The sequence below is a fragment of the Methyloceanibacter sp. genome (assembly GCF_058506495.1).
Genome location: NZ_JBZMXT010000095.1, coordinates 1 through 7,126, shown reverse-complemented (window position 1 = coordinate 7,126; position 7,126 = coordinate 1). Strand labels below are relative to the sequence as shown.

The following is a 7,126-nucleotide window of genomic DNA, read 5'->3' as shown; positions in this document are numbered from 1 at the left end:
CTGATTGCTCTCGGGAGCGGCGCTGCGGTCGCCGCCACGGCGTATGTGCTGCGCGGACTCCTATTCATAGAGTAGGGCCCCTGCCATCCTCCCTTGCGATTTCTGAGCTCGCTCTGCGCGCGACAACAGGCATTTCCAAAGGCAGTCGGGTGCTCGTCTTTACGACGTGCTCGTTGAGGATCCGCCGTTGTACTTAGGGCCCAGGCAGGACCGCGCCCGCCGCGAGTTTGGGCGTCGGTGAACATCGAGCCGGGGATCGGCGCCTGGCGCGGCTACCCCATCACGGGTTGGGCGCCGACCCTTCGCTTCGATGCGGATCAAGCGTTAAGCGTCTTCAGCTGCGTTAGGCAGAAACAGGAATGCAACGCCCGACATGATCAAGTTAATGCCGACGAGAAGGCCGATTGCCCACGTCGCGGAACTTGGCAGTTTCAGGATGAGAAGCACGCCAACCACCACGCCGACGATGCCTGCCAGCAACATCCAAATCCATCCGACGTATGGACGAATATTGAACGCGATTGTGCCTTGAAGCACGCCGTGGAGAATGAACATCACTGCGAGCAGAAATGTAAGTGTGATAATGCCGGTGAGCGGAAAGAATGCTAACCAGGCACCGGCTATGACGTAGAGCACACCGATGAGCAGGTCGAAAAAAAACGCACTCCATGTCCGTGTAGAGAACGCGTGAAAGACCTGCACAATGCCAGCAATCAGAAAAAGCCAACCAAGAAATACTTTCGCTGCGATAGTGGTGACGAAGGGAAATGCGACGGCGGCAATGCCCAAGAGAATGAGCAGGATGCCGAGGAAGTAGAACCATCCCTTGTTTTCGGAAATCGCGGCCTGCATTGCTGCTTGGTCTGGTGTCATAGAAGCCTCCCTTGTGTCTTCGCCGCCGCATTCAGCGCGGCGACTCGCGGGCATTTATAGCAAACAAAGAGCCAAGTTTGCGTGCTCATGTATCCCAAGCCTCGCGTCCTGGCTGCGATGCGGGCTCAAATCCTCCACGATGCCCCTTGCGCAAATAGAACCGCCCTCCACGGAGCCCCGATTGAAGCACCAGTCTTGAGCGCCATAGATCCGCTACGGTCGTCAGATGCGATCGCCTGCGCCCTGTCTACCAAACCTTGATATGCGGCATGAACGCCTTGCGCAGGCGATCATAGTTCTTGACGTGCTTCTTCATGAGCTTGGCTTCTTGCTTCACGGCCTGCTCGTCATCCCCTTCGGTATAACCGGCCATGATCTGTCGGGCCTTGTCCGCGGCAACAGCGTCATCCCAAACCATTTTGAGATAGTCCGATACCGTGTAAGGAAAGAGGAATTGAGAGCGGCTCCAAGCAGCAATGAGACTGGGAAGGCCATTGTCTAGATCAGGCCGTCCGCGCCTGTTCCAATCTATAAGGAACTGCTCTGTGTCCTTGTATACGGAGAAACGATCATCAAATGTCACTGCCCTGCGGGCCTGCAGCGCTGCTTGCTGACTCCCCAGGGCAACAGTTAACGCGGCGACGCCGAGAAAAAGCGCGATGATTGCAAGGCCAAGCGCGAGAGCGTTGCTCCACTCCCACCGCCGAACGGATGCCAAGATGTCATTGATAGATGGAAGTATGTCGTATTCCATGCGCCCCTCTTCGTCCTCATATCCGCTATCCTAGCGCAGCCCTCGCTCTAAAGAAGGACGTAGTCGACCAGTGTTAGCGTGATTTGCTCGATGGTCGTGTTCACTTCAGTGGATCAGAGGTTGCCTGGGCAGGCTTTTCTCGCCATCGTCGCAATGTCAGCTTGGGTCATTAGCCGATATCGGTCTGAAGATCCTTGGTGTCTGCCTTAGGCGGGCACGCTGTCGTTTCGGCCCAGTAGATTTGTCACAACCAGGGTCGCACCTAGTCCGTCGATACGGTGGCGTCTTCAATGGCCCTCAACACTGTCTCTGGATCCGCAGAAGCAAGCTGGTCGGTAGGCTCCACAGATGCCGTCTCCGAGAGATCTGCGCGCATTGCTTCTGTCGATATTCTGCGCGGGCTCGTTATGGCCATTATGGCTTTGGACCACACACGTGATTTCTTCAGCAACACTGGATTCAATCCTCGTGACGTGACCGAACCGGCGCTGTTCCTTACGCGCTGGGTAACCCATATTTGTGCGCCGACCTTCATCTTTCTCTCGGGGCTTTCGGCTTTTCTGTACGGGCGCGGGAAGACAGCTTGGGACCTAAGCCGCTTCCTATTTACCCGAGGCATTTGGCTGATCCTGATTGATTTCACGCTTATCAAGTTCGGCTGGCGGTTCGACTTCGATATTTTACGAATGACCGGTGGCATCATCTTTGCCATTGGCGGCGCGATGATCGCGCTGGCGGCAATCGTCTGGCTGCCCCGTTGGCTCATTGCGGGACTCGCCATTCTCATTATCACTGGGCACAACCTTTTCGACTCGATCCGAGCACACGAACTCGGCGACGCGACATGGGCTTGGCATGTTCTTCATGAACCGGGTCGCATATATCTCAGCGATCAGGCGACCCTCTATGTCCTATACCCGTTACTCCCCTGGATCGGCGTCATGGCTGCCGGCTATCTGCTTGGCCCAGTCATGCAGCTAGCGCCGCGCTTCCGGCAGCGCGTCTTGTTTCGCTTGGGCGCGACGATCACCCTTGGTTTCATCGTCCTTCGCGCTACCAATTTTTACGGCGATCCGGCTACATGGGTTAATCAGGAAACCTGGCTTGAGACTGTTCTTTCCTTCCTTAATTGCGAGAAGTACCCGCCATCTCTGCTTTACCTCATGATGACGCTCGGACCTGCGCTGATGCTGCTCGCCACCTTCGAGTGCACCCGAGGCTTCATGGCACGGTTTCTATCCGTATTCGGACAGGTCCCTTTCTTCTACTACGTCATCCACATCTACCTGATTCATTTGCTCGCCGTCGCAACCGCCTTCATGATGACGGGTGACATAATACGAACACCTGCACTCGGCTTCAGCCTTCCAGGCGTTTATCTCGTCTGGGTCCTCGTGTTCATTTTGCTCTACCCCATTTGTCGATGGTTCGCTGACTTGAAGAACAACGGTCGAGGATGGTGGTGGAGCTATTTGTGACGCGCGACTTAGAGCGCACTACCTTGAGCCAGTGCGGTTGACTTTGAAGCTTTCTCGCAAGACGCCGACAAGGGCGCGCCAATATCCGTCAAACAACGGTGCTTGTGCCGTCCAGAGAGTCTTTGCCGCTGCCGCCTCTTAGCTGGCATTCCTGGCCTGGTTGTCAAAGTCGGGCCACCTAGCTGGTCCGATTTGGTGCCCCGGGCAGGACAGGAAGCCCTTGCGCCTTGGGCGTCTCTACACCGCAATCGAGCCTACTCGGCCTTCTCTAGATCCGTAATGCGGTACTTCTTGTCGCGTCCAAGCTTCACCTTGAATTTGATCTTGTCGCCAGCCTTTACCCCGGAAAGATCAACGCGATTGGTGACGGCAAGGTCCATCGTCATAGTCGGCCAACCGAGTTCCGACATTGGTTCGTGAGTCAAGTTGACCATTCTTTTGTCTGCATCAAGCGCATGGACAACACCAACGCCTGAGGCCTGTGCCCGATCCGAGATCGGTTCACTGTGATCCATCGCATTGTGACCTATATTGCCGTGAAGCTTGTCGGTCGTGTCTGGCTTACTGCCTTCACCTTGCCCGTCGTGATGCATTGTCTTTTCGTGTTGCGTCTGATTGTGACGCAGCTTGCCATCGTCCATGTTTGAATCTTCGGAATTCGCCGGAACGGTCAAATAGAGGGATGTCAGGATCGCTACACAGAACATCTTATTCATCGAACTTTCCCTCGTATTTAGTTCCAGGGATTCCTGCGGGTCAGTGAGGCCAGTGAGCATAGTGCTCATGATCCTTGCGATTGATCATCTGATGGTGCTACTCGGCGGGCGTAGCAATGGTCTCTGTATGCCTTTCTTTTCCACTGTCCACCAAGCGATACCGCCGCCCCTCCCAAATCAGGTAAACGACGGGTATGACGATCAGGGTGAGAAACAATGTGGACAACATGCCACCGAGCATCGGCAGAGCGATCCGGCGCATAACGTCTGATCCAAGCCCTTCGGTAAGGAAAATAGGGGCAAGACCGGCGACGATAGTAAGCACCGTCATTAGTTTGGGACGCACGCGCATAGCAGCGCCTACGATCACAGCCTCTCGGAGTTCTTCAAATGTCTTGGGGGGGTGCATCCGTACTTGCTGGTCGATATAGAGTAGCATAACGACAGCGGTCTCGGCGGCGATCCCCCCGAGTGCAATGAAGCCCACGCCGACCGCGACTGACATGTTGTAGCCTGCCAGGTACACAGCCCATAAGCCTCCAATGAGGCCGAAGGGCAGTGACATCATTATAATCAATGTGCGATCCAGCTTGCTGAAGTGAAGCATGAGCAAGACAAAGATGATCAGTACGACGGCTGGAATGGCGATCGTCAGTCGTTCAGTAGCTTCCTGGAGTTGCTCGAACTGTCCTGACCATGTGATGGCATAGCCCGGAGGCAGGTCGAGCGACTGCTCGATTGCGGTTTGAGCATCGTTGACGTAGCTGCCGATATCCCGATCGACAATATCCACAAACACCCAACCGGTCAGCCGAGCATTCTCGGAACGAATAAGCGGAGGTCCGTCAACAAAAACAATCTCTGAAAGCTCGGCCAGGGGGATGTGCTGTCCCTGAGGCGTGGGAACAAGAATCTCTCCAAGCTGATCTGTTGACTCTCGGAACGGACGATCATAACGCAGGATAATGCCGTAACGCTCGCGCCCCTGAACACTCTCGGCGAGCTTCATGCCACCGAGCGCCGTCTGTATGACTTGTTGGAAGGCAGCAAGATCTATATTTCGGCGGGAGAGTTCTCTTCGGTTCGGGCGAATCTCGATGTATTTGCCGCCTTGGACACGATCCGCGAAGGCCGATCGCGTCCCTGGAACGTCCTTCACAAGCCCTTCCACGGCAAGTGCTAGCCGCTCAATAGTCTCCAGATCATCGCCGGAAATCTTGATCCCAATTGGCGTCCGGATGCCGGTCGAAATCATGTCCATGCGAATCTTGATGGGGTAGCCCCAGGAGTTCACAAGCCCCGGCAGCTTCGTGCGGGCGTCGAGCTCTTCGATCAGCTCCTTCGATGTCAGTCCAGGACGCCACTCCTCCTTTGGTTTGAGCTTTATCCAAGTCTCAATCATCGATATGGGTGCCGGGTCGGTAGCAGTATCAGCGCGCCCTAATTTGCCGAAAACGCGCTCAACTTCAGGCACGGTTCTGATCAGACGGTTGGTCTGGGCCAGTATTTCTTTGGCTTTGGTAATTGAGACGCCGGGCAGAGTAGTCGGCATGTAGAGCAGTTCGCCCTCATAGAGTGCGGGCATAAATTCTGTACCTGTTCGGGACAGCGGTATCGCCACCGATACCAAAGCACCAACTGCGAGAACGATAACAAGCCATCGTGCCCTCAAAGCAAGTCGAACCAGAGGCTTGTATGCAGACACAAAGAACCGGTTTATCGGGTTTTGCTCTTCTCGCAGCAAGCGACCCCGCACAAGCCAGACCATCAACACCGGCACCACCGTCACTGAGAGTATGGCCGCGAAGGCCATCGCGTACGTCTTCGTGTACGCCAGCGGAGAAAACAGGCGAAAGCTCTGTCCGGTTAAGGCGAACACCGGCAGGAACGACACAGTAATGATAAGCAGGGAAAAGAAGAGCCCAGGCCCCACCTCCTTCGCAGCAAGAAGTATCGCATCGCGTCGCTCTGCTTGCGTGGCGTCGGTGGACATCATTGATAACTTGCGGTGGGCATTTTCGACCATGACGATCGATGCATCGACCATAGCTCCGATTGCGATAGCGATCCCGCCAAGTGACATTATATTCGCCGTAATGCCTTGCTCTGCCATCACAATGAAAGCTGCAAGCACGCCCAAAGGCAGCGTAATGATCGCAACAAAAGCCGAGCGGACATGTAGTAGGAAAAGGAAGCATACCAGCGTGACGGCAATAGCCTCCTCGATGAGCTTTTGCGTGAGGTAGTCCACTGCGCCTTTTATAAGTGGCGCCCGATCATAGACGGTGACGATCTCAACACCGTCCGGCAAGCCGGCCTGGAGAGACTTGATCTTCTCTTTAACCTCATCGATGACCGACAGGGCATTCTCGCCTGACCTCATCACGATGATACCACCGACAACCTCACCCTCGCCATTGAGCTCAGTAACACCGCGTCGAAGTTCAGGACCTTCGATGACATTGGCAACGTCGGAAAGAAGTACGGGCGTGCCCCCGGCCGAGTAGACGACGACGTCTTTCAGTTCTTGCAAGTTCTCGATATAGCCGGTGGATCGGATGACCAGTTCGGTCTCTGCTTGCTCCACCACACGACCGCCTACCTCGCTCGAGGCCGCGGCTACCGCCTCATTGATACGTGACAAAGGTATGTCATAGGCGCGCAGCCGATTGGGATCGACCAGAACCTGATATTCCCTCACAAAGCCACCAACCGAAGCGACCTCTGATACTCCCGGAACGGTCGCCAGTTCAAATTTCAGGAACCAGTCTTGTAGGGTCCTAAGTTGCGCGAGGTCACGCTCGCCCGTCTTATCGACAAGAGCGTATTGATATATCCAGCCTACGCCGGTCGCGTCGGGACCGAGTTCAGGGATCGCATTAGGCGGCAGCAGCCCCGTCGACGCAGATAGTGCCTCAATGACCCGCGAGCGAGCCCAGTACTGGTCTACATCATCTTCAAAGATGACGTAGACGAAGCTCGTGCCAAACAGTGAGAACCCACGTACCGTCTTAGTTTTTGGTAGGCCGAGTAGTGTGGTCGACAAGGGATAGGTGACAAGATCCTCTACAATTTGTGGGGACTGCCCGGGAAACTCGGTTCGGATGATGACCTGCGTGTCAGTGAGATCGGGGATCGCGTCCAGCGGCATCTTTTTGACCGCAAGCCAACCCAAGACAATGAGCACGATTGCCCCAGTCAAGACCAGAATCTGGTTCCTTACGGACCAGTCGATGATCTTCGCTACACCGGATTTTGTGGGATCGGCGCCCAGATCGTGACCAGACATGTTGTTACCTTCTCAA

General features: G+C 55.3%; 5 protein-coding genes. 1 reads left to right on the top strand and 4 read right to left on the bottom strand.

Annotated features, from left to right (window positions below; translation table 11 throughout):
• Positions 1-324: 324 nt before the first annotated feature.
• Entirely contained in the window at positions 325-873 is a 549-nt protein-coding gene (locus tag AC33YF_RS12080) for an HdeD family acid-resistance protein (protein WP_491777459.1), read from the bottom strand.
• 247 nt (positions 874-1,120) lie between these two features.
• Positions 1,121-1,627, bottom strand: a complete 507-nt coding sequence (locus AC33YF_RS12075) for a hypothetical protein (protein ID WP_491777458.1) — start codon at positions 1,625-1,627, stop codon at positions 1,121-1,123.
• Between the two features lie 290 nt (positions 1,628-1,917).
• On the opposite strand from AC33YF_RS12075, the gene AC33YF_RS12070 reads away from it, so the two are divergent.
• On the top strand, positions 1,918-3,105 hold the full coding sequence (locus tag AC33YF_RS12070; protein ID WP_491777457.1) for an acetyltransferase domain-containing protein: 1,188 nt from the start codon (positions 1,918-1,920) through the stop codon (positions 3,103-3,105).
• 254 nt (positions 3,106-3,359) lie between these two features.
• Here the strand turns inward: AC33YF_RS12070 and AC33YF_RS12065 are convergent, their stop codons facing one another.
• Both AC33YF_RS12065 and AC33YF_RS12060 read right to left on the bottom strand, forming a co-directional pair.
• A complete protein-coding gene (locus AC33YF_RS12065) occupies positions 3,360-3,821 on the bottom strand; it encodes a copper-binding protein (protein WP_491777456.1) in 462 nt (153 codons plus the stop codon).
• Positions 3,822-3,918: 97 nt separating this feature from the next.
• Positions 3,919-7,110 (bottom strand): efflux RND transporter permease subunit, encoded by a 3,192-nt coding sequence (locus AC33YF_RS12060; RefSeq protein WP_491777455.1) that lies wholly within the window; start codon positions 7,108-7,110, stop codon positions 3,919-3,921.
• Between the last annotated feature and the right edge of the window lie 16 nt (positions 7,111-7,126).